Consider the following 24,035-nt stretch of genomic DNA (forward strand, 5'->3'; position numbering starts at 1 on the left):
GAACGATGAGCACTGACCTCAACCCGCCGGCGTCCGGCGCCCGCGTGCCCTGGCAAGAGGTTCACCCGCTGGTGCGCGAGGCGGTCGAGGGCTTCCTCGGCGGCCGCGTCGTGGAGGCCGTCACCCAGGAGGGCGGCTTCTCCCCGGCGGCCGCGGTGCGCCTGCGGACCGATGACGGCCGGCGCGCGTTCGTCAAGGCCGTCGGCCCCGAGCCCAACCCCGACAGCGTGCGCATCTACCGCTCCGAGCTCAGGAACGCCGCCGCGCTCCCCGAGTCGGTCCCCGCGCCGAAGCTGCTGACGGCGTTCGAGCTGGAGGGCTGGGTCGCCCTGGTCTTCGAGGACGTCGAGGCCGCGCACCCCCAGATGCCGTGGCGGCGCGACGAGCTCGACCGGGTCTTCACGGCCCTGAAGGAGATGTCCGCCGCGCTCACCCCGTCGCCGATCGAGGCCCGCACGATCGGCGAGGTCATGGGCGACTCCTTCCAGGGGTGGCGCAGGCTGCTCGGCGAGGACACCGCCGGGCTCGACCCGTGGGCGCTGCGCCACCTGCCCGAGCTGGCCGAGCTGGAGTCCGGCTGGGAGGCGGCGGCGGCCGGCGACACCCTCGTCCACGCCGATCTGCGGGCCGACAACATCCTGCTCACGCCCGACCGTGTCTATGTGGTGGACTGGCCGTGGGCCTGCCTGGCCGCGCCCTGGTACGACCAGGTGGCCATGCTGCCGTCGGTCGGCATGCAGGGCGGCCCCGCGCCCCACGAGCTGTTCGACGATCCCGACCCGGCGGTCACCGCGGTCGTCGCGGCCCAGACCGGCTACTTCGTCCGGAACGGCCGGCTGCCCGATCCGCCCGGGCTGCCCACGCTCAGGGCGTTCCAGCGGGCGCAGGGAGTGGTCGCGCTGGAGTGGCTGAAACGGCGTACCGGCTGGGTGTGACCCGTCCGGCGGGTAGGCTAAACAGTCGTGCTGGTCCTGGCCTTTGATACCGCGACGCCCGCCGTCACCGCCGCCCTCCACGACGGTGAGCGGGTGCTCGCCGAGTCCACGACGATCGACGCCCGCCGCCACGGCGAGCTGCTCGTCCCCACCATCGAACGCGTGCTGACCGAGTCGGGCGCCGCCCTGCGCGACGTGACGGCCGTCGTCGCGGGCAGCGGCCCCGGGCCCTACACGGGCCTGCGCGTGGGGCTGATGACCGCCCAGGGGCTCGCGACGACGCTCGCCGTGCCCGCGTACGGCATCTGCACCCTCGACGCGGTCGCCTACGGCAGCGGGCTCGGCGAGCCGTTCCTGGTCGCCACCGACGCCCGGCGCAAGGAGGTGTTCTGGGCGCGCTACCAGGACATGCGCACCCGTGCCGGCGGCCCGTTCGTCGACCGGCCCGCCGACGTGCCCGTCGAGGGCCTGCCGGTCGTGGGCGCCGGCGCCGGGCTCTACCCCGACGTCCTGGGCCGCCACGACGCCCCGCCCTACCCCTACGCGGGCGCGCTGGCCGCGCTGGCCGCCGAGCGGCTGGCCGCGGGCGTCCCGCTCGACCCGCCGCGGCCCATCTACCTGCGCAGGCCCGACGCCGTGGTGCCGGGCGCGCCCAAGAGGGTGACGGCGTGAGACTGCGGCCGATGACCCAGGCCGACCTGCCCGCGGTCATGGCGATCGAGCAGGCCACGTTCCCGCTCGACGCGTGGAGCGAGGGCATGATGCGCGGCGAGCTGGCCGACATGCCGCGGTCGCGCCACTACGTGGTGGCCCTGGCCGACGACGAGATCGTCGGCTACAGCGGCATCGCGGTCGCGTCCGACCAGGCCGACGTGCAGACCATCGCCGTGCTGGAGAAGCACCAGGGCACCGGCATCGGCAGCGCGATGCTGACCGAGCTGCTGGCCGAGGCGCGGCGCAGGGGCGCGCGCGAGATCTTCCTGGAGGTACGCGCCGACAACCCGCGCGCCCAGGCGGTCTACCGGCATTTCGAGTTCGAGGAGATCGGCATCCGCCGCCGCTACTACGACGACGGCACCGACGCGATCATGATGAGAAGGAAGCTGGATGGCTGACGCACCCCTGGTCCTGGGCATCGAGACGTCGTGCGACGAGACCGGCATCGGCATCGTCAGAGGCCACACGCTCCTCGCCAACACCATCGCCTCCAGCATGGACGAGCACGCCCGATACGGCGGCGTGGTGCCCGAGGTCGCCTCCCGCGCCCACCTGGAGGCCATGACGCCCACGGTCGAGGCGGCGCTGGCCGAGGCGGGGCTCAAGTTCTCCGACATCGACGCCATCGCCGTCACCGCCGGGCCCGGCCTGGCCGGGGCGCTGCTGGTGGGCGTGGCCGCCGCCAAGTCGTACGCGCTGGGTCTCGGCGTGCCGCTCTACGGCGTCAACCACCTGGCCGCCCATGTGGCCGTCGACCAGCTCGAACACGGGCCGCTGCCCAAGCCGTGCATCGCCATGCTGGTCTCCGGCGGCCACTCCTCGCTGCTGCTGGTGCCCGACGTGGCCGAAGACGTCATCTCGCTCGGCTCGACCGTCGACGACGCGGCCGGCGAGGCGTTCGACAAGGTGGCCCGGGTGCTCGGGCTGCCCTTCCCCGGCGGCCCGCACATCGACCGGGCCGCCCGCGAGGGCTCCGGCACGGCCGTCGCCTTCCCCCGGGGCAAGATCGACGACGGCACGCTCGACTTCTCCTTCTCCGGGCTCAAGACGGCCGTCGCCCGCTGGGTCGAGGCGCGCGAGGCGTCCGGGCAGTCGATCCACGTGCCCGACGTGGCCGCCTCCTTCCAGGAGGCCGTGGTCGACGTGCTGACCCGCAAGGCGTTGCAGGCGTGCAAGAAGTACGACGTGCACGACCTGCTGATCGGCGGCGGCGTGGCGGCCAACTCGCGGCTGCGGGCGCTGGCCCAGGAGCGCTGCGACGCGGCGGGCGTGCGGCTGCGGGTGCCCCGGCCGGGGCTGTGCACCGACAACGGGGCCATGGTCGCGGCTCTGGGATCCGACCTGGTGGCGGCGGGGGTCACCCCCTCGACCCTGGAGATCCCGGCGGACTCGTCGCTGCCGATCACGACGGTCCACGTCTGAGCCCTGGCGGGGCCGGAGGCCGGCGGTGAGGCGCGGGAGGTGCCCCACCGCCGGGCGGGTCAGTCTTTGGTCCTGGTGGGCCGGAGCAGGGCCTCGGCCAGCGCCAGCATGGTCTCCTCCAGCGCGGCCAGCCGCTTGGTGAGGTCGTCGGTGGCCGGCTGCACGATGCCGCTGACCGTCTCGCTCAGCTCGTCGCGGTCGGGCCGGGAGCGCACCAGCTCGGTCAGCGCGTCGGCGGCGGCCGACAGGCGGTCGGCCTGCGCGCCGGCCTGCGACTCGATGAGCTCGCCGACCCGCTCGGGGATGGCCAGGGCCGCCGGGAGCTGGCTGACGTGCTGGTTCATGGCCTCGATGCGGTCGTCGACCGACTCCAGGTGCTCGCCGGCCTGATCGGCGCGGGCGGCCAGGCCGTTGAGGTGGGTGTCGAGGCCGTTGAAGCGGCTGTCGAGCCCGCTGAACTGGCCGTCGAGCGTGTCGAACCGGGTGATCAGGTGCTCCTCCGCCTCGACCAGCCGCTCGTCGATCGACTCCATCTGGTTGTCGAGCTTGTTGAAGCGGCCCTCGCTGCGCACGGCGGTCTCGGCCAGACGCTGGTCGGTGGCCGAGGCGCGGTCGTCGAGCGCGCTCAGGCGGCCGTCGAGGGCGTCGAAGCGGTCGTCGTGGCGGACGAGGTGGCCGTCGATGGCGCCCATGCGCTTGCCGAGGCCGCCGAGCTGGCCGTCGACCGAGGTGAGGCGCTTGTCGACGCCGCTGATGCGGCCGTCGACGCCGTCGAGCCTGGTATCGATGTCGGCCAGGCACTCGTCGGCCGACTCCAGCCGGCCGTCGAACCCGGTGAGCCGGGTGTCGAGCCCCATGAGCCGGCCCTCGACCCGGTCGAGCCGGGAGTCGACGCCGTCGAGCCGCCCGCTGAGCCGCAGCTCGCTCTCCCCGAGCTGGACGGCGAGGTGCTGGTCGGCCTCGTCGAGGCGGGCGGTGAGCCGCTGCTCGACGTCGGCCAGCCGGACCGTGAGCCGCTGGTCGCCCTCGTCGAGCTTGGCGGCCAGGCGCTCGTCGGCGCGGTCGAGCCGCTCGTTCAGGCGCTGGGTCAGCCGCTCGTCGGTCTCGTCGAGGCGGCCGGCCAGGCGTTTGTCGGCCTCGTCGAGGCGGGCGGCGATGTGCAGGTCGGTGTCGTCGAGGCGGCCGGTCAGGCGCTGCTCGGCCGCGTCGATCTTGACGGCGACCTGCTGCGACGTGGCCGCAACGCTCTCGGCCAGCTCGCCGACCACGCTCTCGACCCGCTCGGCGCGGCCCGACAGGTCGGCCACCGACTTGTCGAGCCGGGTGAAGCGGCTGGCCGCGGCCTCCATGCTGGAGTTGAGCTGCGTCAGCTTGGCGGCGAAGCCGGACATGTTCTGGGTGATGCCGTCGGTGGTGTCGAGCACCGACTGCAGGCGTTTGAGCGCCTCGTCGACGGCCTCGCCCACGGTGCCCAGGTCCGCCCACAGGCTCGGCAACTCGGCCACCGGCGCGACCCGGGCGTCGACGTGGCCGATCTTCTCCCCGACGGCGTCGACGTGGTCGCGCACGGCCTCGACGTGCTGGGCCAGGCCCTCCGCCCACATCGGCGGCTTGGCGGTGATGTCGTCGAGCCGCCCGCTCACCGCCTCGAGGGTGCCGCTCAGGCCGCCGAGCTCGCGTTCGCGCACCTCGCGCAGCAGCCACTCCATGCCTTCAAGACGCTGGCGGATCTCGTCGAGCACGGCTCCCTGGGTGCGCTGCTCGTAGACATGGTCCTGGGCGGCGCGCGCGAGGAGGTCTCGCATCCTCTCGGAGATGGCGGACTGGCCGCCTGCCTGAAGAAGGGTGGTGTGGTTGGAATGGTCCACCGAAAGGCTCCTTCGCTCGCCGACGGTCTGCCGCGCAGCGGTGGGATAGGTCCGGTTTGCAGATGAAAGGGCGAGTACGCGGGTTACCGCATAAGGGGGAGAACTCCCGCCCGTCCACCTTAGCCTTTCGATCAAGGTCAGGCGGCGTCGAAGTGAAAGATCGTATTTAGCGGAAGAATGACCGCTTTGGAGTGTTCAGGCAGGTGGGAGGGGGTTGCAGATGATAACTGAAGGCTTATCGAGAATGCGGGTCAGGATAATGACGACCGAGTTCTCGCCGGAAAGGCGGAGATCGGCGCGCAGGCGTTCGATGTCGATCGCCGACGCGCGTTTCTTGATGGTGACATTTCCGATCCGCCGTTCGCGGAGAGCCGCGCGGAGTTTTTTCAGCGAGAACGGCATGACCTCGTCCACCTCGTACCCGGAGGCCCAAGGGGTGTGGCTGGGCTCGTCGGCGGTGATGTAGGCGATCATGGGGTCGGGCAGGCGTCCGCCGACCATCTCGGCCACCTCGCCGACGAGGTGGGCCCGGATCGCGGCGCCGTCGGGCTCGTAGACGTAGCGGCCCATCGGGCCGACGGCGGCCTGGACGCCGGTGGCGGTCAGCGTGTGGCCGCCGGGCAGCAGGGTGGCGCGCCGGGCGGGGCCGACCTGGGGGCCGGTCCAGAGGGTGGCCTCCTTGACCTCGCCCTTGTAGGAGACCCATTCGGCCTCCGCGCCGTCGGGGATGAACTCGTACGGGATGCCGGGGGCGACCTTGAGGCAGGCCCGCGGCGCCCGTGCGACCAGGTCGAGCACGACCGGCCAGGGCGGCGAGTAGGCCATGGGGTCGAACGTGCGGCCCTTGCCGCTGCGCCGGGCCGGGTCGGCGAACAGCGCGTCGTACTCCTCGGGCCGGACCTGCGCCGCGTCGCCCACGCGCACCCGCACCCGGCCGGCCAGCCCGAGCGCGTCGGCGTTGGCGCTGGCCACGGCGACGGTCAGCGGGTCGAGGTCGACGGCGTCGACCTCGCAGCCGGCGCGGGCGAGCGCCAGGAGGTCGCCGCCGACCCCGCAGCAGGCGTCGATCACCCGCCCGGCGCCCATGCGCCGGGCGCGGTGGTCGGCGACCTCCCGGCGGGTGGACTGCTCCAGGCCGTGCGGGGTGAAGTACATGACCGCGGCGTCGGCGCCGAACTTCGCCGCGGCGCGCTCGCGCAGCGCCGCCTGCGTCAGCGCGGCCGAGGTGAGCGCCGCGTCGTAGGTGCGGCGCAGCCTGGTCGCCGCCGCGACCGGATCGGTCCCGGCCAGCTCCGCGGCCTCGGCGAGCGCCCGCTGCCCGCGCGGGGTCAGCAGCTCGCCGAAGGCGTCGAGATCCATGTACGCACTCCGCTCACAACTCGGGATCGCTCACAGGGAGGTGTCGCCCAGGGAGACCAGCAGGCTGCGCAGCAGCCCGGCCAGGGCCTCGCGCTCGCCCTCGGACAGCCCGGCGAGCAGCCGCTCCTCGTTGGCGGCGTGCAGGACGAGCATCTCGTCGGCGACCCTCCTGCCCTCGTCGGTGAGGGCGACCAGCGTCATGCGCCGGTTGTGCGGCGCCGGCCAGCGGTGGACCAGGCCGCGCCGGACCAGGTGGTCCATCCGGTTGGTGAGCGCGCCGGGGCTGACCATGGCCGAGGTGGACAGGTCCTTCATGCACATCGTGGCGTCGGCGCCGCTGCGCAGCAGCGTGGCCAGCATGTCGAACTCCCACGCCTCCAGCCCGTGCTCGGCCAGGAAGTCCTTCACGCCGCGCTCCAGCAGGCGCGAGGCGCGCGAGATCCGGCCGATCACGCCCATCGGGGACACGTCGACGTCGGGCCGTGTCCGCGCCCACTGTCCGAGAATCACGTCCACCGCGTCATCCACGGGGCTCACCCTACCAAAGCTTCGACGTTGAAATGTTCGGCGTCGTGCGGTACTGTCCACGACGTCGAAATGTTCAACGTAGAAATTTTCGAGGTAGGTTCATCATGAAGGTGCTGGTGCTGGGCGCGACGGGGTACATCGGCGGCGCGGTGGTCGAGCGGCTGGCCGAGCAGGGGCACGAGGTGGCCGTCCTGGTGCGGCCCGCCGCCGACGGCTCCCGGCGCGTGCCGGGCGTGGCGGACGAGCGTCACGGAGACCTGGCCGACGTCGCGGGGCTGGCCGCCGCGATCACCCCGGACATCGACGCCATCGTGGTCGCCGCCCAGCTCGGCGGCGACAAGGAGGCCGACCTGGCCGCGATCGGCGTGCTCGCCGCGTCGGGCCGGAAGGTGGTCTTCACCAGCGGCGTGTGGGTGCTGGGCGCCACCGCCGACGGGCACGAGGACAGCCCGGCCGACCCGATTCCGCTCGTGGCGTACCGGCACGAGATCGAGCAGCTGGTCATCGACGGCGGCGGCTCGGTGATCCGGCCCGGCGTCGTCCACGGGCGCGGCGGCGGCATCCCCGCCATGATGCGCGCGCAGGCCGCCGAGCGCGGCGCCGGGGTCTACGTCACCGCCGGCGGCGAGCCGCACACCTGGACGTTCGTGCACGTCGACGACCTGGCCGAGCTCGTCGTGGCCGTCCTGGAGAGGGGCGGCGCCCGCGTCTACCACGGCATCAGCGAGGAGGCCGTGCCGGTCGCCGAGGTGGCCGAGGCGGCGGCCCGGTCGGCGGGCGTCAAGCCGCAGGCCGAGCCCTGGCCGCAGGCCGAGGCGGCCCAGGTGCTGGGGGCGGGCTTCGCCGAGGCCCTGGCGCTCGGCCAGCGCATCAGCGCGACACGCACGCGCGCCGAACTCGGCTGGAACCCCTCCCGGCCCGGCGTCGTCGCCGATCTGACCGAGGGTTCCTACGTCTGATCGCTCTGAGCAGACGCGTTCGTGTTGACTGTCAAGGCCCTCTTGCATATGTTTCCTGTTGGCACTCTCACCTTGAGAGTGCCAACGTGCGACGAGGCAGGTCTGACACCCGCGACGGCAGGCCCCGCTGGTCGCCTCTTCTAGATCATTCAAATCTGAAGGGGAGGTCCGATCGTGACGACCGCCACCAAGGTTCCCGTTAAGCCGCTCGGCGACCGCATCGTGGTTCAGCCGCTTGAGGCAGAGCAGACCACCGCTTCCGGTCTGGTCATCCCGGACACCGCCAAGGAGAAGCCGCAGGAGGGCAAGGTCCTCGCGGTGGGCCCCGGCAACTGGGATGAGGACGGCGACAAGCGTATTCCGCTCGACGTCTCCGAGGGCGACGTCGTCCTCTACAGCAAGTACGGCGGCACCGAGGTCAAGTACGGCGGCGAGGAGTACCTCGTGCTCTCCGCCCGCGACGTTCTCGCGATCATCGAGAAGTAAGCCGGTTGTGTCGAGCCCCGGGCGCTCTTGAGGGCCCGGGGCTTTCGACGCCAGGAGAGGACTTTCAGCATGGCGAAGATCCTGCAGTTCGACGAGGACGCCCGTCGCGCGCTTGAGCGCGGTGTCAACGCCCTCGCGGACGCCGTGAAGGTAACCCTCGGCCCGCGTGGCCGTAACGTCGTCATCGACAAGAAGTTCGGTGCGCCGACGATCACGAACGACGGTGTGACCATCGCTCGTGAGATCGAGCTGGAGGAGCGCTACGAGAACCTCGGCGCCCAGCTCGCCAAGGAAGTTGCCACCAAGACCAACGACATCGCGGGCGACGGCACCACCACCGCCACCGTGCTGGCCCAGGCCATGGTCCGCGAGGGCCTGCGCAACGTGGCCGCCGGCGCCTCGCCGCTGTCGCTCAAGCGTGGCATCGACAAGGCCGCCAAGGAGATCAGCGACCGGCTGCTGGCCAGCGCGCGCGAGGTGGGCGACAAGAAGGAGATCGCCAACGTCGCCACCATCTCCGCCCAGGACGCCAAGATCGGCGAGCTGATCGCCGAGGCGTTCGACAAGGTGGGCAAGGACGGTGTCCTCACCGTCGAAGAGTCCAACGCCATGGGCATGGAGCTCGAGTTCACCGAGGGCATGCAGTTCGACAAGGGCTACCTGTCGGCCTACATGGTGACCGACCCCGAGCGCATGGAGTCCGTCCTGGAGGACGCGTACATCCTGCTCACCCAGGGCAAGATCTCCTCCATCGCCGACTTCCTGCCGCTGCTGGAGAAGGTCGCCCAGACCAAGAAGCCGCTGCTCGTGGTCGCCGAGGACGTCGAGGGCGAGGCCCTGGCCGTCCTGGTCACCAACAAGATCCGCGGCACCTTCACCTCCGTGGCCGTCAAGGCCCCGGGCTTCGGTGACCGCCGCAAGGCGATGCTCCAGGACATGGCGATCCTCACCGGCGGCCAGGTCGTCAGCGAAGAGGTCGGCCTCAAGCTGGAGCACGTCGGCCTCGAGGTGCTCGGCACGGCCCGCCGCGTCGTCGTCACCAAGGACGCCACGACCATCGTCGACGGCGCCGGCGACCAGCAGGCGATCGAGGACCGCGTCAAGGAGATCAAGATTGCCATCGAGCAGTCCGACTCCGACTGGGACCGCGAGAAGCTGCAGGAGCGTCTGGCCAAGCTCGCCGGCGGTGTGTGCGTGCTGCGCGTCGGCGCCGCCACCGAGGTGGAGCTGAAGGAGAAGAAGCACCGCCTCGAGGACGCGATCTCCGCGACCCGCGCCGCGATCGAGGAGGGCATCGTCTCCGGCGGTGGCTCGGCCCTCATCCACGTGGGCAAGGAGCTCGACGACCTCGGCCTGACCGGCGACGAGGCCACCGGTGTCGGCGTCGTGCGCCGCGCGCTGGTCGAGCCGGCCCGCTGGATCGCCGAGAACGCCGGCCTGGAGGGCTACGTGGTGACCCACAAGGTCGCCGAGCTGCCCGCCGGCCAGGGCCTCAACGCCGCCACCGGCGAGTACGTCGACCTGATCGCCCAGGGTGTCATCGACCCCGTCAAGGTGACCCGGTCCGCGGTGCAGAACGCGGCTTCGATCGCGGGCATGCTCCTGACGACCGAGGCGCTCGTGGTGGACAAGCCCGAGGAGGAGGCTCCGGCCGCCGGCCAGGGCCACGGCCACGGTCACGGCCACTGACCCGGCTGTTTCCCCCGCGCCCGTACGGCCCGCCCGGTTCCCTCCGGCGCGGGCCGTCGGCTTCCCACGGCCCGTTCCTGGTTTCGCTGGTGCGGGCTGTCGGCTTTCCACGGCCCGTTCCTGGTTTCGCTGGTGCGGGCTGTCGGCTTTCCACGGCCCGTTCCTGGTTTCGCTGGTGCGGGCTGTCGGCTTTCCCCGGCCCGTCCCCGGTCTCGCCGGTGCGGGCCGTCGGCTTTCAGTCAGACCGTCACGTCCCTGCCACGGCTGCTGCGATCTCTTGCCTAAGGCCAGGGATCAGAACTGGGCTCCCACGGCGTCTTCGCCCTACCGCCGCTGTCCCGCTCTACTTCTGCGACTCGGCCAGCCCCTGGCAGTGAAGCTCCGACGAGGACACCAACGGCCTGCTGCGTAGTACTTCCCCCGAGGGCACCGACTCGGTCCACACCCGCGAGGGCCTCGGTGCCGTCGCCGCAGAGTTGCCCGTCCGACCTCGCAAGACGCTGGGCTGGGACACCCGGCTGAGCGCCTCACGGAGCTCCTGGCGGCCTGCGCCTGAACCCCGAAGCGGCGGGGCCGGTGTGCGCCTGTCTCCGCAACCTTCGGTCACGGCGTCGTTTGCGCGAGTTGCTCAAGCTGCTGGACGACCCTGTCGATCGGCGCAGAAGCGTCGATCTCGAGCGTGGAGGTGGCCCTGAGCAGCGGCTCCACGTGGGTCAGGTCACGCAGGACGGCTTCACGTTCCTCAGGGCGCTTGCCGAAGGGGTTGTTGGTGCGCGTCGCGATGCGGGCAAGCATGACCTCAGCGGGCGCGCTGAGCAGGACGACGTGGTCGAACTGCGGGTAGAACCGGCCCTGATTGGACTTGCAGCCGGCCACGAAGAGTGCGCCCTCACCATGGTTGGTGAGTAGGTCGCTGATGGCCGGCTCACGCCACACCCAATCAGTGGATCCGTCCGGCAAGGTCACCCAGTGGCTCCACTGGTCGGTATCGGTATCGACGGCGTGATGGCCCCGGGCCGCCAGCATCTCCAACGCCGTGGACTTGCCGGTTCCCGACATCCCCGTGACCAAGATCTTCGCCATCGGACGAGACTACCGAACCGTCCCGACCTCGACCGGCTTCAGGTCACCCACGTCGGGATCTGGGGGCGTCCGGTCATGGGCTTCCGCAGTCCCTGCAACTCGGACTACGGAAGCCCGCTCGGCTCGCTTCGCCGGCCGCCGCCAGTAAGTGATCACCGCGTTGCGACGCTCCTTGAACACCCTCTTGGGCGGACCGGTGGCTTTCATGGGCCTTGGCGGCGTCGGTCGTCGCCGTGCGGCGGGCCCGGGGGCGGGTGCGGCGAGGGGCGGGTGGGTTTCGGGTGGTGGGGAAATGTGGCTGGGGCTTACGGGGTGGAAGGGGGTGGGGGCGGGGGAAAATGGGGGAAGAGGTGGATTATTGGAGTAAACCGGCAGTGCCGGTTAAGCGTCGGGGTCTGGCAATTGTCGTGCATTTCAGCTTATGGAGTGAAACATTATGTCAGCTCATCAGGCTTAGTGTGGTCGGCTGATTACTGCTAGTTATCGTCGCTTCAATGTGACCAATCCGTAGCCGTTCGCCATGGGGACAGGCCCGATCAGTGCGGGCATCATGCCTATCGTGAGCGAGGGAAGCGTCGCCGACGCCAAAATTGGGGTAAGGCTCGCGTCGAGACTTCCGGCACGGACGGATGACTCCGACCTTAGGGAACTGACGAGCCTCGCCGTGCAGGGAGATCGCAGTGCGATCGAATCCCTGCTCGGGGAGTTGCGTCCCATGGTGGTGCGGTATTGCCGCGCCAGGCTGGGCAGGGTTTCAGGGCAATATCACATTGCCGATGACGTAGCCCAGGAGGTGTGCATCGCGGTGTTGTCCGCGCTGCCGCGATACCGGGACATGGGGCGGCCTTTCGCGTCCTTCGTGTTCGGGATCGCCTCGCACAAGGTGGCCGACGCGCTGCGCAGTTCGGTGCGCTCGGCCGTGCCCACCCAGGATCTGCCCGACGGGCCCGACGACGGCCCGGGGCCCGAGGAGACGGTGGTCCGCTACATCGAGGTCGAGCATGCGCGCAGGCTGCTGGCCAGGCTGCCCGACAACCAGCGGGAGTTGCTGCTGTTGCGGGTGGTGTCGGGGCTGTCTGCCGAGGAGACCGGTAATGTACTCGGCATGTCACCAGGTGCGGTCCGCGTCGCCCAGCATCGGGCGCTGGCCAGGTTGCGGCAGATGGCCGAGCTGGAGTCGGCTTGACGCCGGAGGACGAGCTCCATGCGCTTCTCGAGGCCGACGACCTGCTCAAGACCGACGAGCTGCTCGACGCGGTCGCGCGGGGCCGGGCGCGGGACTCGTCCGACCCTGCGGTGCGGTTGCTGGGCGTGCTACTGGACGATGTCTCGGAGGAAGTCGATCAGCGGCGCTCCTCCGTGTCGATGACGCCGTCGACATAGCCTCGGGCGTACTCCCAGCTGACGTAGTCGGCGGGGTCGGGGTGGAAGGCCGGCTCGTGCACCTGGGGCTGGCCTTTCTCGATCATCTGGCGAAGGTTGCCGCGCAGCAGCTCCCAGTCGAAGAAGTGCTGCTCGCCGCACTCGGGGCAGTCGAGCACGAGGCCCAGCACCCCCTGCGGTTCGAGCAGGGAGCGAAAGACCTCGACGTCTGCCAGGTCGGTGATGGCCTCGTCGCGCTCGGCCGCGGTGAGTGGCTCGGCGTCGTCGAGAGCGCCCATCGCCGAGGACGGGTCGTTCGGGTCGTCCGCGAACGGGTCGCGGGGGACGTCTTCCAGCACCTTCCCACCATATGACCGAAGCGGCCCCGGCGGAGAGTATTAGCTGAGCCATCCCCGTCTGGCGGCCTCCACGCCGGCGTGGAAGCGCGACTGCGCGCCCAGCTCGGCCATGGCGTCGGCGAACCTCGCCCGCACCGTACGGACCGAGACGCCGAGCTGGCGGGCGATGGAGTCGTCGCACACGCCCTGCGCGGCCAGGCGGAGCACCTGGACCATCCCGTCGCCCCTGCGCCCCCAGGGCAGCGGCACGGCGCGGCCCCAGAGCTCATGGAACAGCGAGCGCAGCATGCCGACGACGATCGGCGTGCGCACCAGGTAGAAGTTGTAGGCGTGGTCGGGCAGGTTGCCGCCCCACAGCGCGGGCAGGCCGGCGACCTCGGGCCCGGCCGTCATGAACCAGCTCGGCACCCGGTCGAGCGTGCGCACCTTGCCGCCGGTGTCGAGGAGCCGGGTGAGCTGATCGCGTACGCCCGGCAGGCTCAGCGTGGAGACCGGAATGATCGCCTGAACGGTAAGAAGTTGCCGTTTTTGCGCATCAATCCATGGGTCCGCAAATTTACGAACAAAATCTGCCATTGTGCGCTCGTCCGGGATTGCGGTCAACAACTCCATGGGCGGCGATTGCACGGCTATGCCGACGACGCTCTCGTAGAGGACGTCCGCGCCGTTCACCATCTCCACCGGGAATGTGCCGCTCTGATAATCGCGGCCGGCGTCGTAGTCGTGGATCAGGCCGCGGATGGAGCCGAGCGCGGAGTCGATCCTGCGGCTCTCCTCGGCCAGCCGGTCGAGCCGCTCGGCGATGACCCGGCCGAGCGCCGCCGCCGGGTGCCTGGCCAGGTACTCGCCGGACTGCTCGTCGACCACCCCCAGCCTGACCAGGTCGTCGAGCTGGCGGCCGACCTTCTCGACGGGGCCGTCCATGGCCTGGGCGAGGTCGGTGCGCGTCGCCCTGTGCAGGCGTAGCAGCGCCGTGTAAAGGGCGGTCTGCGCCGGGTCGAGGCCCAGCGTCTCGAAGGGCTCTGCGACGCGCCTGGGCTGATTACGCATTATGGGCGGCTCCGTCGGGGGGACACGGGCGTGCCGCGAGGATAACCCCGTACCGCCTGCGTGTCCGGGGCTTGCCGCGGAATCGTCGGCGGAACGTGCAACTTCGTGCAATTGCACGTTTTCACATTGCGTCGTGCCGTTGAGTGACGCAGGCTTTACCTAGCGTCGGCACCCTGAAGCGGGGCCTTGCGGCAGCCGCCATCAGGACGCGGAGGGGGGTTCGGTGGCGTGAACACGCCGCCAGGCCTGGGTGTCGGTGGCCGGGGGATGGGACGGATCACCGACCGTCCCATCCCCCTGCACTTTGCGCGTTCCGGACGGCGAGGCCGGGCGCACGACGGGGCGTGGGGCCGTCGTGCTCCCGGCTTCGTTGCGTTTTGGAGGCAGGCCCTAGACTTAGGTCAATCAGCGCAGAGGTCAGGAGGGGGCCGAGGCATGTCCAAGTTCACCGAGATGGGTTTGACCTTCGACGACGTGCTGCTGGTGCCCGGCTACTCCGATCTCCAACCAGGTGAGGCCGACACCAGATCCCGTCTGTCACGGGACATCACGCTGTCCATCCCGCTCGTCTCCGCGGCCATGGACACCGTCACAGAGGCCCGCATGGCGGTCGCCATGGCGCGCCAGGGCGGCATCGGCATCCTCCACCGCAACCTGTCGGTCGAGGAGCAGGCCCAGCAGGTCGACCTGGTCAAGCGGTCCGAGGCCGGAATGGTGACCAACCCGGTGACCTGCAGCCCCGACGACACGCTGGCCGACGTCGAGCGGCTGTGCGCGACGTACCGGATCTCCGGCGTGCCGGTGACGGACGTGGCGGGCACGCTGGTCGGCATCGTGACCAACCGCGACATGCGCTTCGAGACCGACCAGAGCCGTCCGGTGCGCGAGGTCATGACGAAGATGCCGCTGGTCACCGCGCCGGTGGGGGTCTCGCGCGACGACGCGTTCGCGCTGCTGCGGCAGAACAAGATCGAGAAGCTGCCCCTCGTCGACCCCGACGGCAGGCTGCGCGGCCTGATCACGGTGAAGGACTTCACCAAGAGCGAGCAGTACCCGCTGTCCACCAAGGACGCCGACGGCCGCCTGCTGGTCGGCGCGGCCATCGGCGTCGGCGGCGACGCCGAGCTGCGGGCCAAGGCGCTGATCGAGGCCGGGGTCGACGTCGTCGTCGTCGACGTGGCCCACGGTCACTCCAAGGGCCTGGCCGACATGATCGCCAAGCTCAAGGCCAACAGCAAGGTCCAGGTCATCGGCGGCAACATCGCGACCAGGGCGGGCGCCCAGATGCTGGTCGACGCGGGCGCCGACGCGGTCAAGGTCGGCGTCGGCCCCGGCTCCATCTGCACCACCCGCGTGGTGGCCGGCGTAGGCGCGCCGCAGGTCACGGCCATCCACGAGGCGTCCAAGGCGTGCGCACCGGCCGGGGTGCCGGTGATCGGCGACGGCGGCCTCCAGTACTCCGGCGACATCGTCAAGGCCATCGCGGCCGGCGCCGACACGGTCATGCTGGGCTCGCTGCTCGCCGGCTGCGAGGAGTCGCCGGGCGAGCTGATCTTCATCAACGGCAAGCAGTTCAAGTCGTACCGGGGCATGGGGTCGCTCGGCGCGGTGCGCAACCGCGAGCGCGGCGGCACCTCCTTCAGCAAGGACCGCTACGCGCAGGCCGACGTCGGCGGCGACGACAAGTACATCCCCGAGGGCATCGAGGGGCAGGTGCCCTACCGCGGGCCGGTCGCGGCCGTCGCCCACCAGCTCATCGGCGGTCTGCGCCAGGGCATGTGGTACGCCGGCTGCCGCACGATCGAGCAGATGCACACCGACTGCGAGCTCATGCCGATCACGGCAGCGGGCCTCAAGGAGAGCCACCCCCACGACATCCAGATGACCGTGGAAGCTCCGAACTATCACAGAAGGTAAGTTCATGACTCAGCAGGTGGAGATCGGCCGGGGCAAGACCGGGCGGAGGGCGTACGCGCTCGACGAGATCGGGCTCGTGCCCTCGCGACGCACCCGTGACCCGGAAGAGGTGTCGATCGCCTGGCAGATCGACGCCTACCGGTTCGAGCTGCCCGTCGTCGTCGCCCCCATGGACAGCGTGGTCTCGCCCGCCACCGCGATCGAGATCGGCCGGCTCGGCGGCCTGGCCCCCCTCGACCTCGAAGGGCTCTGGACGCGCTACGAAGACCCGTCCCCGCTGCTGGAGGAGTGCGCCGCCCTCGACGCCGCGGCCGCGACCCGGCGGCTCCAGGAGATCTACGACGCGCCGATCAAGGAGGAGCTGATCGGGCGCCGGATCGAGGAGATCCGGGCGTCCGGGGTGACGACGGCCGTCCGGCTTTCGCCGCAGCGCACGGTCCAGTACCACAAGGCCGTGATCGACGCCGGCGTGGACATCTTCGTCATCCGCGGCACCACCGTCTCGGCCGAGCACGTCTCTGGCCGCGCCGAGCCGCTCAACCTCAAGCAGTTCATCTACGAGCTCGACGTGCCGGTCATCGTCGGCGGCTGCGCCACCTACACCGCGGCGCTGCACCTGATGCGCACGGGCGCGGCGGGCGTGCTGGTCGGCTTCGGCGGCGGCGCCTCGCACACCACCCGCAACGTGCTCGGCGTGGCCGTGCCGATGGCCACCGCGATCTCCGACGTGGCCGCGGCGCGCCGCGACTACATGGACGAGTCCGGCGGCCGGTACGTGCACGTGATCGCCGACGGCGGCATGGGCACCTCGGGCGACATCGCCAAGGCCATCGCCTGCGGGGCCGACGCCGTCATGGTGGGCTCGCCGCTGGCCAGGGCGTCCGAGGCCCCCGGCCACGGTTTCCACTGGGGCTCCGAGGCCCACCACCCCGACCTGCCGCGCGGCCGTCGCGTGGAGTTCGGCACGGTCGGGACGCTGGAGCAGATCCTGCACGGCCCCTCCAGCGTGGCCGACGGCTCGATGAACCTGATGGGCGCGCTCAAGCGCACGATGGCCTCCACCGGCTACTCCGACATCAAGGAGTTCCAGCGGGTCGAGGTCGTGGTCGCGCCGATCCAGCGCTGAGGCGGCGGCTGACCGACGTCTGCGACGGCTCCCGGGGGTTGCGACCTCCGGGAGCCGACTGCTTTCCGGGGTCCTCACCGGCCCGCCGGAACCGAGTGCTTCCGGGGTCCCCACCGGCCCGCCGTGTCGAATCGGGACACCGCCGTTCGTGTAGGACGTGCAAGGTGACGCGCGTGTCGGCGAGGTGGTTGCAGGATGTCCGATCAGGTCGAACAGGCCTTCCGGGAGGAGTACGGCCGGGCGGTGGCGGTGCTCGTCCGCGTGTTCGGTGACATCGACGTCGCCGAGGAGGCCGTGCAGGAGGCGTTCGCGATCGCGCTGCGGCAGTGGCCGCAGGCCGGCCCGCCGCCGAGCCCGGCCGGCTGGATCATCACGACCGCCAGGAACCGGGCCGTCGACCGGCTGCGCAGGGAGTCGGGCCGCCAGGACAAGTACGTGCAGGCGGCGCTGCTGCACGCCAGGGACGAGCCCGTCGAGGAGGGGCCCGTACGGGACGAGCGGCTGCGCCTGATCTTCACCTGCTGCCATCCGGCGCTCGCCCCGCACGCGCGGGTGGCGCTCACGCTGCGGCTGCTCGGCGGGCTGACCACGGCCGAGATCGCGCACGCGTTCCTGGTGCCGGAGGCGACCATGGCCCAGCGGCTGGTCAGGGCCAAGAGCAGGATCCGGCAGGCGGGGATCCCGTACCGGGTGCCGGCGGCGGCGGACCTGCCGGACCGGCTGCGCGCGGTGCTGGCGGTGATCTACCTGATCTTCAACGAGGGTTACACGGCCAGTTCGGGCGAGCGGCTGGTGCGCGAGGACCTGTGCGCGGAGGCCGTCCGGCTCGGCCGCCTGCTCGCCGAGCTGATGCCGGACGAGCCCGAGGTGTGGGGCCTGCTGGCGCTGATGCTGCTGGTCCAGGCACGCCGGGCGGCGCGCACCGCGGGCGGCGGCGAGCTGGTGCCGCTGCCCGAGCAGGACCGCGCCCTGTGGGACCGCGCGCTGGTCGAGGAGGGGCAGGCGATCGTACGGCGCTGCCTGCGGTGGGGGCGGCCGGGGCCCTACCAGGTGCAGGCCGCGATCAACGCCGTGCACGGCGACGCGGCGAGCGCGGGGGAGACCGACTGGCGGCAGATCGTCCAGCTCTACGACCTGCTGCTGGCGTTCACGCCGGGGCCGGTCGTGGCGTTGCACCGCGCGGTGGCGGTGGCCGAGGCGGAGGGCCCCGAGGCGGGGCTGGCGCTGGTGGAGGGGCTGGAGGTGACAGGCTATTACCTGTTCCACGCCGTACGGGCCGACCTGCTGCGGCGGCTGGGACGCGACGAGGAGGCGGCGCGGGCGTACGGCGAGGCCATCGCCCGTGCGGGCAACGAGGTCGAGCGGGAGTTCCTGCGGCGCAGACGCGCGACGTTGAGGGGGACGTGAGATGGACCGGGTGTGCGTGGTCACGGGGGCCAACCGGGGGATCGGGCTGGAGGTGGCCAGGCAGCTCGCGGCGGCGGGCGACACGGTGGTGCTGACCGCCAGGGACGAGCGCAAGGCCGTCGAGGCGGCGGCGGGGATCGGCGGCGACGTGCTGGCGCGGCGGCTCGACGTCGCCGACGAGCGGTCGGCGGCCGATCTGGCGCGGGAGCTGGAGAAGAGCCACGGGCGGGTCGACGTGCTGGTCAACAACGCCGCCATCCACTACGACACCTGGCAGCGGGCCTGCGACGCGGACCTGGGCGTGGTGTCGGAGGCGCTGGAGACGAACCTGCTGGGCGCCTGGCGGGTCACGCTCGCGCTGCTGCCGCTGTTGCGCGGCAGCGCGCACGGCCGGATCGTCAACGTCTCCAGCGAGATCGGCTCGCTGGCCTCGATGGGCGGCGGCACGCCCGCGTACACGGTGTCGAAGACGGCGCTGAACGCGCTGACCAGGATGCTCGCGGCCGAGCTGCGCGGGGACGGCATCCTGGTCAACGCCGTCTGCCCGGGGTGGGTGGCGACCGACATGGGCGGTCCCGGCGGGCGGCCGGTCGCCGAGGGCGCGCGGAGCGTGGTGTGGGCCGCGGACCTGCCCGACGACGGCCCGACCGGCGGCTTCTTCCGCGACGGCCTGCCGTTGCCGTGGTGACGGGCGTCGGCTCGTAGGGCAGGCCGTATCCTGCCGTAGCATGGCCGATCTTGTGCACACCCACGTCCTCGACATCGACGGCGACGTCGTCACCAAGCGCTACGTCGACGGCAAGGAGGGCGCGGCCGAGCGCGAGTGGCGGGCGCTCACCCTGCTGGCCGAGCACGCCCCGGGCCTGACCCCGCGGCCGATCGCCTTCGAGGGCGGCGTCGTCCGGATGACCAGGATCGACGGCGTGCCCCTGCGCGGCCTGGCGGCCGGGGAGGCGCCGCTGACCGCCATGGCCGAGGCGCTCACGCAGCTGTACGAGGCCGTCCCGCCCGGCGTGCTGGCGGCCGTCCCGGTACGCCCCTGGCAGGTCGAGGCGGTCACCGGCCAGGTCATGGAATGGCTGGCCGCCTGGCGGCCGCGCGGTCCGGAGGCCGACCGCGCGGCCGAGGAGGGCCTGCGCTGGCTGGCGGGCTGGCGGCCGGGGGAGTCGGGCGTACGTCCGGCGTTCGGGGCGGGCGACGGCAACCTGGCGAACTTCCTGTGGGACGGCGTCCGCGTGCGCATCGTCGACTTCGAGGACTCCGGGCGCAGCGACCTGGCCTTCGAGCTGGCCGAGCTGTCCGAGCACGTCTCCATGTGGGTGGACGGCGAGGTGGAGATCGCCGACCGGTTCGAGCTGAGCGGCCCGCAGGCGCGCCGGCTGCGCGACTGCCGCAGGCTGCAGAGCCTGGTCTGGCTGTTCCTGCTCTCGCACGACAGCCCGCGCAATCCGCCCGGCACCTTCGATCGTCAGGTCGACAGGGTGCTGCGATCATTGGGGGCATGAGACTGGCGCAGGAGGCCGACAGGGCCGCTGTCGAGCAACTCGTCCATGACGCCTACCAGCCATGGGCCGAGATCATCGGCACCCGGCCGCTGCCCATGGAGGCCGACTACGCGGCCCTCATCGCCGCGGGCCGGGTGCACGTCACCGACGGCCTCGAAGGGCTGGTCGTGCTCATCCCCGAGGAGGGCGCGCTGCTGGTGGACAACGTGGCGGTGCGGCCCGACCTGCACGGCAGGGGCATCGGCCGGGGCCTGCTGGCCTATGCCGAGCGGGAGGCCGCCCGGCTCGGCCTGCCCGCCCTGCGCCTCTACACCAACGTCAAGATGGCCTCGAACATCGCGCTGTACACCTCGCTCGGCTACGCCGAGATCGGCCGGGCCGACCTCGACGGCCGGTCGGCCGTGGTGATGCGCAAGGAGCTCAGCCGGTGAGCACGCCCAGCAGGTGACTCACCTCGCGGGCCACGGCGTCGCGGCCCGCGTTGAGGTATTTGCGGGAGTCGACCACCCGCTCGTCGTGGGCCAGGTAGTCGCGGACGGCCCGGGTGAACGCCTTGTTCAGGTGGGTGGCGATATTGATCTTCTTCATGCCGTTGGCCACCGCCTCGCGCAGCACGTCGTCGGGCACGCCGGACGAGCCGTGCAGCACCAGCGGCACCGGCACCGCCGCCCGCAGCTCGGCGATGAGCTCCAGGTCGAGCACGGCGTCCTTGGTGGTCATGGCGTGCGAGGTGCCGACGGCCACGGCGAGCGCGTCGACGCCGGTCCTGGCGACGTAGTCGACCGCCTCGTGGGGCTTGGTGCGGGCGCCGGGCGCGTGCACGCCGTCCTTGCCGCCGACCTCGCCGAGCTCGGCCTCCACCCAGACGCCGCGCTCGTGGCACCAGGCCGCCACCTCGGCCGTGGCCGCCACGTTCTCCTCGTCGGGCAGGGCGGAGGCGTCGTACATCACCGAGCCGAGGCCCAGCGTCACCGCCTCCTCCACCAGCGCGCGGTCGGTGGCGTGGTCGAGGTGGACCGCGACCGGCACGTCCGCGCGGCGCGCGACGGCCAGCGCGGCCAGCGCGACGGGTTCGAGCGCGCCGTGGTAGCGCACGCAGTTCTCGCTGATCTGCAGCACGACCGGCAGGCCGAGCGCCTCGGCGCCGGCCACGATCGCGGTGGCGTGCTCCAACTGGATCACGTTGAACGCGCCCACCCCTGCGGGGGACTGCCGGACGATGTCGCCGATTCCGGCGAGGGCCATGACGAGCTCCTTACGTGATGACGATCTGGGGGTGTATGTCGGCGTAGACCTCGCCGTCGAAGTCACCGGCGACCGGCGCGGCCACGGCGGCCGCGCCCAGCGCCGCCGCCCGCCGCAGCCGGTCGGGCCACGGGGAGCCCTCGACCAGGCCCAGCGCGAGCCCCGCGACCAGCGAGTCGCCGGCCCCGGTCGGGTTTCCCCGCACGGTGTAGGGCATCCGCGCCCGGAAGGTGCCCTCGCCCGTCACGGCGAGCAGCCCGTCGGCGCCCATGGAGACGACCACGGCCTCGGCCCCCCGCTCGCGCAGCGCCTGGGCGCCCTCCTCGGGGGTGCCGCCGGGAACCGCCCTGGCCAGCTCCTCGGCGTTGGGCTTGACGACGGCCGGACGGCCCTCCGGCGCGTGCCGCAGCGGGTCGCCGTCTGCGTCGACGATGGCCGGCACGCCCGCGCGGGCGGCGACGGCGGCCAGCGTCGCGTAGAAGTCGGCGGGGACGCCGCGCGGCAGGCTGCCGGAGACCACCACCGCGTCGGCCCCGGCCAGCAGCGACCTGTAGTGCTCCACGAACGCGGCCAGCTCGGCCGCGCTCACCTCGGGGCCGGGCTCGTTGAACAGCGTGGCCCCGCCCGGCTCGGAGACCACCAGCGTGGTGCGGGACTCGGCGGCGATGCCGGTCAGCGCGGCGGGCAGCCCCGCGGCTTGCAGGTCGTGCTCGATCGCGCGACCCGTGGGCCCGCCCGCCAGCCCCGTGACCAGGACCTCCTGGCCGAGGGCGGCCAGCACGCGGGCCACGTTGACGCCCTTGCCGCCGGCCCGCCGGTGGACGGCGCCGACCCGGTTGACGCCGTCCCAGGCGACGGACGGGACCTCGTAGGTCACGTCGAGCGCGGCGTTGAGCGTCACGGTGATGATCATCAGGGCTCCGTGATCCAGTCGCCGTTCTTCATCACGCCGTCGACCTCCAGCTCGCCGGAGAGCACCACCAGGTCGGCCGCCTTGCCGACGGCGATCGAACCGATCTCCTCGGCCAGGCCGAGCACCCTGGCGGGGGTCAGCGAGGCCACCTGGACCGCGTCGGGCAGCGACATGCCGAGCTCGCGCACGCCGCGGCGGAAGGCGGCGTCCATGGTGAGGGTGGAGCCCGCGATCGAGCCGCCCTCGACCAGCCTGGCCACGCCGTCGGTCACGCGCACCCGCATGGGGCCGAGCACGTAGTCGCCGTCGCCGAGGCCCGTGGCCGCCATCGCGTCGGTGATCAGCACCGTCCGGCCGGGCCCGGCCACCTCGTAGGCCAGGCGCAACATCGCCGCGTGCACGTGGACGCCGTCGTTGACCAGCTCGACCGTGACGCGCTCGTCCTCCAGCAGGGCCGCGATCGGGCCGGGCGCGCGGTGGCCGAGCTGCGGCATCGCGTTGTACAGGTGGGTGGCGACGGTGGCGCCCGCCTCGATGGCGGCGATCGCTTGGTCGTAGTCGGCGTCGCTGTGGCCGAGCGCCGCGATCAGGCCCTCGCCGACGGCCGTGCGGATCGTGTCGAGGCCGCCGGGCAGCTCGGCGGCGACGGTGACCATGCGCGCGTGCCCGCGCGCGGCCTTGACCAGCCCCGACAGCTCCTGCGGCGACGGCTCGCGCAGCAGGGCGGGGTTGTGCGCGCCGCAGCGGGCCTTGGCGATGTACGGCCCCTCGAAGTGGATGCCCGCCAGCAGCCCCTCCTCGCACAGCTCGGCCAGCGAGGAGGCGGCCCTGGACAGCTCGTCGAGCGCGTCGGTGACGAGGCTGGCCATCATCGTGGTCGTGCCGTGCCGCCGGTGCAGGGCCACGGCGTCGCGGGCCTTGTCCTGGTCGCCGGTGGGGAACGACCCGCCCGCGCCGCCGTGGTTGTGGATGTCGACGAAGCCGGGGACGACATGCCGCCCTGCGAGGCTCAGGCCGGGGCTGGGGGCCGATCCGTGGCCGACATGCGTGATGCGGCCGTCTTCGATGGTCAGCCACCCTTCGTGCACCCCTTCGGGGGTCACGATCCGGGCGTCGGCGAGAGTAAGGCTCATGAAGAAAGGATCACAGATCGCGTGAGGTGCATGGGCTCGTCGGGGTTCAGCCCACGGGCGAAGGCCCGCGCGACCGCCACCCGCTGGGCGCGCACCAGCTCGGCCATGGGGTCGAGGCCGCTCTCGAAGAACGTGCCGCCGGTCGCCTCGACCTGCTCGCGCAGGCCCTCGGGGGCGGTGCCGAGCATCCAGGTGACGCGGCCGGGGCCCGCGATGCTGATCGGGCCGTGCCGGTACTCCATCGCCGGGTACGCCTCCGTCCACGACCGGGACGCCTCGCGCATCTTGAGTGCGGCCTCCTGGGCCAGGCCGACCGACCAGCCGCTGCCGAGGAAGCTGAACTGCTCGGCCTCGACGAGCCCGGCGGGCAGCGGCTCGGCCAGGGCCCGCTCGGCGTCGGCGATCGCGCCGGTCAGGTCCTCGCCGAGGCTGGCGCGGAGCATGGCGAGCTGGGTGGTGGCGAAGCGGGTCTGCACGACGGAGCTCTCGTCGGCGTAGTCGAGCACGATGACCTCGTCGGCGGCCGTCATGACCGGCGTCTTCGGGTCGGCGGTGATGGCCGTCGTGCGGGCGCTCGTCCTGGACAGCAGCTCCAGCACCTCGGTCGTGGTGCCGGACCGGGTCAGCGCGAGCACCCTGTCGTAGGAGCGGCCGACCGGCGCCTCGGACGCGGCGAACGCGTCGGTCTCGCCCAGCCCGGCCCGCTCGCGCAGCGTGGCGTAGGCCATCGCGATGAACCAGGACGTGCCGCAGCCGACGACGGCCACCCGCTCGCCGGGCTCGGGCAGCGCGCCCGCGGGCACGTCGGCCACCGCGCGGCGCCAGCAGGACGGCTGGGACTCGATCTCGGCTTCGGTATGGGTGGTCACCGCGTTCCTCCCCGTTGGTGTTTGTTTCTGCCTTTTTTATACAGTAAAAGCGCAGCTTTGTGCAGTGGTCGCTCTCACCTGCCTGCCTGTGCCACGCTTGATC

At 71.9% G+C, this 24,035-nt stretch carries 25 protein-coding genes; 15 read left to right on the forward strand and 10 right to left on the reverse strand.

The features are described from left to right. Window positions 1–5: 5 nt before the first annotated feature. From ACIBK9_RS44815 to tsaD, 4 genes are read left to right on the forward strand one after another with little or no spacing between them, the layout of a single operon-like run. Window positions 6–935: an aminoglycoside phosphotransferase family protein gene (locus ACIBK9_RS44815; protein WP_387669235.1), complete on the forward strand. Its 930-nt coding sequence runs from the start codon at window positions 6–8 to the stop codon at window positions 933–935. A 27-nt stretch (window positions 936–962) separates the two neighbouring features. After that, window positions 963–1,607 (forward strand): tRNA (adenosine(37)-N6)-threonylcarbamoyltransferase complex dimerization subunit type 1 TsaB, encoded by a 645-nt coding sequence (gene tsaB, locus ACIBK9_RS44820; protein ID WP_387669233.1) that lies wholly within the window; start codon window positions 963–965, stop codon window positions 1,605–1,607. 11 nt (window positions 1,608–1,618) lie between these two features. Continuing rightward, window positions 1,619–2,050, forward strand: a complete 432-nt coding sequence (gene rimI / locus ACIBK9_RS44825) for a ribosomal protein S18-alanine N-acetyltransferase (RefSeq protein ID WP_358283889.1) — start codon at window positions 1,619–1,621, stop codon at window positions 2,048–2,050. Continuing rightward, complete coding sequence (tsaD, locus tag ACIBK9_RS44830) at window positions 2,043–3,074, forward strand: tRNA (adenosine(37)-N6)-threonylcarbamoyltransferase complex transferase subunit TsaD (protein WP_397165086.1); 1,032 nt, start codon at window positions 2,043–2,045, stop codon at window positions 3,072–3,074. The genes rimI and tsaD overlap by 8 nt, the downstream gene beginning before the upstream one ends. 59 nt (window positions 3,075–3,133) lie before the next feature. On the opposite strand, the gene ACIBK9_RS44835 is transcribed toward tsaD, so the two are convergent. From ACIBK9_RS44835 to ACIBK9_RS44845, 3 genes are all read right to left on the reverse strand, one after another. Beyond that, entirely contained in the window at window positions 3,134–4,942 is a 1,809-nt protein-coding gene (locus tag ACIBK9_RS44835) for a hypothetical protein (RefSeq protein WP_352362844.1), read from the reverse strand. A 195-nt stretch (window positions 4,943–5,137) separates the two neighbouring features. Further along, the gene (locus tag ACIBK9_RS44840; protein WP_397165088.1) at window positions 5,138–6,301 is read right to left on the reverse strand and encodes a methyltransferase domain-containing protein; all 1,164 of its coding nucleotides are present in this window, start codon (window positions 6,299–6,301) and stop codon (window positions 5,138–5,140) included. Window positions 6,302–6,331: 30 nt separating this feature from the next. Next, the gene (locus ACIBK9_RS44845) at window positions 6,332–6,829 is read right to left on the reverse strand and encodes a MarR family winged helix-turn-helix transcriptional regulator (protein ID WP_397165090.1); all 498 of its coding nucleotides are present in this window, start codon (window positions 6,827–6,829) and stop codon (window positions 6,332–6,334) included. Window positions 6,830–6,933: 104 nt separating this feature from the next. Here ACIBK9_RS44845 and ACIBK9_RS44850 point away from each other — a divergent pair, with 104 nt between their 5' ends. The 3 genes from ACIBK9_RS44850 (at window position 6,934) to groL (ending at window position 9,963) form a co-directional block, all read left to right on the forward strand. Then, window positions 6,934–7,788, forward strand: a complete 855-nt coding sequence (locus ACIBK9_RS44850) for an NAD-dependent epimerase/dehydratase family protein (RefSeq protein WP_397165092.1) — start codon at window positions 6,934–6,936, stop codon at window positions 7,786–7,788. Window positions 7,789–7,959: 171 nt separating this feature from the next. Next, complete coding sequence (groES, locus tag ACIBK9_RS44855; RefSeq protein WP_226899011.1) at window positions 7,960–8,274, forward strand: co-chaperone GroES; 315 nt, start codon at window positions 7,960–7,962, stop codon at window positions 8,272–8,274. Between the two features lie 69 nt (window positions 8,275–8,343). Continuing rightward, entirely contained in the window at window positions 8,344–9,963 is a 1,620-nt protein-coding gene (gene groL, locus ACIBK9_RS44860) for a chaperonin GroEL (RefSeq protein ID WP_352318685.1), read from the forward strand. 603 nt (window positions 9,964–10,566) lie between these two features. On the opposite strand, the gene ACIBK9_RS44865 is transcribed toward groL, so the two are convergent. After that, a complete protein-coding gene (locus ACIBK9_RS44865) occupies window positions 10,567–11,046 on the reverse strand; it encodes an AAA family ATPase (protein WP_397165094.1) in 480 nt (159 codons plus the stop codon). Between the two features lie 550 nt (window positions 11,047–11,596). Between ACIBK9_RS44865 and ACIBK9_RS44870 the strand changes: the two genes are divergently transcribed. Beyond that, window positions 11,597–12,232, forward strand: a complete 636-nt coding sequence (locus tag ACIBK9_RS44870; RefSeq protein ID WP_090930520.1) for a sigma-70 family RNA polymerase sigma factor — start codon at window positions 11,597–11,599, stop codon at window positions 12,230–12,232. Next, entirely contained in the window at window positions 12,229–12,429 is a 201-nt protein-coding gene (locus tag ACIBK9_RS44875; RefSeq protein ID WP_397165096.1) for a hypothetical protein, read from the forward strand. The genes ACIBK9_RS44870 and ACIBK9_RS44875 overlap by 4 nt, the downstream gene beginning before the upstream one ends. Here the strand turns inward: ACIBK9_RS44875 and ACIBK9_RS44880 are convergent. Then, entirely contained in the window at window positions 12,390–12,767 is a 378-nt protein-coding gene (locus ACIBK9_RS44880) for a DUF5319 domain-containing protein (RefSeq protein ID WP_090930411.1), read from the reverse strand. The two genes, ACIBK9_RS44875 and ACIBK9_RS44880, sit on opposite strands and share 40 nt — an antisense overlap. A gap of 39 nt (window positions 12,768–12,806) precedes the next feature. Then, window positions 12,807–13,817 carry a LuxR C-terminal-related transcriptional regulator gene (locus ACIBK9_RS44885; protein ID WP_397165097.1) on the reverse strand — a complete coding sequence of 337 codons (1,011 nt, stop codon included), beginning with the start codon at window positions 13,815–13,817 and terminating at the stop codon, window positions 12,807–12,809. Between the two features lie 435 nt (window positions 13,818–14,252). On the opposite strand from ACIBK9_RS44885, the gene guaB reads away from it, so the two are divergent. From guaB to ACIBK9_RS44915, 6 genes are all read left to right on the forward strand, one after another. Continuing rightward, window positions 14,253–15,734 carry an IMP dehydrogenase gene (guaB, locus tag ACIBK9_RS44890; RefSeq protein ID WP_387669222.1) on the forward strand — a complete coding sequence of 494 codons (1,482 nt, stop codon included), beginning with the start codon at window positions 14,253–14,255 and terminating at the stop codon, window positions 15,732–15,734. A 4-nt stretch (window positions 15,735–15,738) separates the two neighbouring features. Next, window positions 15,739–16,860, forward strand: a complete 1,122-nt coding sequence (locus ACIBK9_RS44895) for a GuaB3 family IMP dehydrogenase-related protein (RefSeq protein WP_352362831.1) — start codon at window positions 15,739–15,741, stop codon at window positions 16,858–16,860. 195 nt (window positions 16,861–17,055) lie between these two features. Next, complete coding sequence (locus ACIBK9_RS44900; RefSeq protein WP_397165099.1) at window positions 17,056–18,267, forward strand: RNA polymerase sigma factor; 1,212 nt, start codon at window positions 17,056–17,058, stop codon at window positions 18,265–18,267. Window position 18,268: 1 nt separating this feature from the next. Then, window positions 18,269–18,955, forward strand: a complete 687-nt coding sequence (locus ACIBK9_RS44905; RefSeq protein ID WP_397165101.1) for an SDR family oxidoreductase — start codon at window positions 18,269–18,271, stop codon at window positions 18,953–18,955. A gap of 40 nt (window positions 18,956–18,995) precedes the next feature. Further along, window positions 18,996–19,772: a phosphotransferase family protein gene (locus ACIBK9_RS44910; RefSeq protein ID WP_397165103.1), complete on the forward strand. Its 777-nt coding sequence runs from the start codon at window positions 18,996–18,998 to the stop codon at window positions 19,770–19,772. Next, window positions 19,769–20,203: a GNAT family N-acetyltransferase gene (locus tag ACIBK9_RS44915; protein ID WP_358282190.1), complete on the forward strand. Its 435-nt coding sequence runs from the start codon at window positions 19,769–19,771 to the stop codon at window positions 20,201–20,203. The genes ACIBK9_RS44910 and ACIBK9_RS44915 overlap by 4 nt, the downstream gene beginning before the upstream one ends. Here the strand turns inward: ACIBK9_RS44915 and ACIBK9_RS44920 are convergent. From ACIBK9_RS44920 to ACIBK9_RS44935, 4 genes are read right to left on the reverse strand one after another with little or no spacing between them, the layout of a single operon-like run. Next, the gene (locus ACIBK9_RS44920; RefSeq protein WP_397165104.1) at window positions 20,193–21,017 is read right to left on the reverse strand and encodes a ketose-bisphosphate aldolase; all 825 of its coding nucleotides are present in this window, start codon (window positions 21,015–21,017) and stop codon (window positions 20,193–20,195) included. The two genes, ACIBK9_RS44915 and ACIBK9_RS44920, sit on opposite strands and share 11 nt — an antisense overlap. Window positions 21,018–21,027: 10 nt before the next feature. Next, window positions 21,028–21,930, reverse strand: coding sequence for a 1-phosphofructokinase family hexose kinase (locus tag ACIBK9_RS44925; protein WP_397165106.1), 903 nt, complete (start codon window positions 21,928–21,930; stop codon window positions 21,028–21,030). Then, window positions 21,930–23,063, reverse strand: a complete 1,134-nt coding sequence (gene nagA / locus ACIBK9_RS44930) for an N-acetylglucosamine-6-phosphate deacetylase (protein WP_397165108.1) — start codon at window positions 23,061–23,063, stop codon at window positions 21,930–21,932. Before nagA ends, ACIBK9_RS44925 begins: the two co-directional genes overlap by 1 nt. Continuing rightward, on the reverse strand, window positions 23,060–23,932 hold the full coding sequence (locus tag ACIBK9_RS44935) for an SIS domain-containing protein (RefSeq protein WP_397165110.1): 873 nt from the start codon (window positions 23,930–23,932) through the stop codon (window positions 23,060–23,062). The genes nagA and ACIBK9_RS44935 overlap by 4 nt, the downstream gene beginning before the upstream one ends. Between the last annotated feature and the right edge of the window lie 103 nt (window positions 23,933–24,035).

Origin of the sequence: Nonomuraea sp. NPDC050227 (genome assembly GCF_044459705.1) — a bacterium.
Classification (GTDB): domain Bacteria; phylum Actinomycetota; class Actinomycetes; order Streptosporangiales; family Streptosporangiaceae; genus Nonomuraea.